The sequence below is a fragment of the Pseudomonas sp. TWI929 genome, from assembly GCF_039673335.1.
Lineage (GTDB): Bacteria > Pseudomonadota > Gammaproteobacteria > Pseudomonadales > Pseudomonadaceae > Aquipseudomonas.
Map to the genome: position 1 here is coordinate 1 of NZ_JBDJLK010000193.1, position 474 is coordinate 474.

The following is a 474-nucleotide window of genomic DNA, read 5'->3' on the forward strand; positions in this document are numbered from 1 at the left end:
AACGATGCATCGCCGATGGTAGTGTGGGGTTTCCCCATGTGAGAGTAGGTCATCGTCAAGATTCATTTCGCAAAACCCCTATCTGCACATGCAGGTAGGGGTTTTGTCTTTAAGTAGAAGCTATCGCTTCTCCTGGTGGGCTGAACAGCCAGCCGGTGGTGGTAAAAAGGTGGTTGACAGCGTTTTTGAATGCTGTATTATTCACCTCCCGCGACGAGAGATCGAAGCGAGTTAAGTGTTTGAAGTTAAACGAGTTTCTCGCAAAAAACTTCAAAATAAACGCTTGACAGGCTCTGAGGAAAGCGTAGAATGCGCGCCTCGGTTGAGACGAAAGGCTCTTAACCAAACGCTCTTTAACAAATTGAATCAAGCAATTCGTGTGGGTGCTTGTGAGTACGGACTGATAGTCAAAAAGATTATCAGCATCACAAGTGGCCATGCGAGAAATCACATAGTCATTTGAGATTGCTGAGC

1 pseudogene is annotated in these 474 nt (G+C 46.0%); it reads right to left on the minus strand.

Going from position 1 to position 474, the window contains the following annotated elements:
* Nucleotides 1-109: 109 nt before the first annotated feature.
* Nucleotides 110-474: pseudogene (locus tag ABE456_RS28515) on the minus strand (hypothetical protein); the annotation flags it as partial.